This window comes from Kineococcus vitellinus, from assembly GCF_009906315.1.
Lineage (GTDB): Bacteria > Actinomycetota > Actinomycetes > Actinomycetales > Kineococcaceae > Kineococcus > Kineococcus vitellinus.
Map to the genome: position 1 here is coordinate 1 of NZ_JAAALL010000696.1, position 238 is coordinate 238.

General features: G+C 69.7%; 2 pseudogenes. One reads left to right on the top strand and one right to left on the bottom strand.

From position 1 onward, the window contains the following. Positions 1-128, bottom strand: a pseudogene (locus GTQ99_RS27665) (MerR family transcriptional regulator); the annotation flags it as partial. Between GTQ99_RS27665 and GTQ99_RS27660 the strand changes: the two are divergent. Beyond that, positions 111-238: pseudogene (locus GTQ99_RS27660) on the top strand (MerR family transcriptional regulator); the annotation flags it as partial. The pseudogenes GTQ99_RS27665 and GTQ99_RS27660 sit on opposite strands and share 18 nt — an antisense overlap.

Here is a 238-nt window from a genome sequence, read left to right on the forward strand (position 1 = left end):
GACTCCAGCGCCTCCACGCGCTTGCCGAGCGCCAGCACCTGGTTCTCCAGCTCGAGGATGCGCTTGATGCCCGCGAGGTTCACGCCGTCCTCCTGGGACAGCCGCTGCACCTCGCGCAGCTGCGCGAGGTGCAGCGGCTGTCCCAGGAGGACGGCGTGAACCTCGCGGGCATCAAGCGCATCCTCGAGCTGGAGAACCAGGTGCTGGCGCTCGGCAAGCGCGTGGAGGCGCTGGAGTC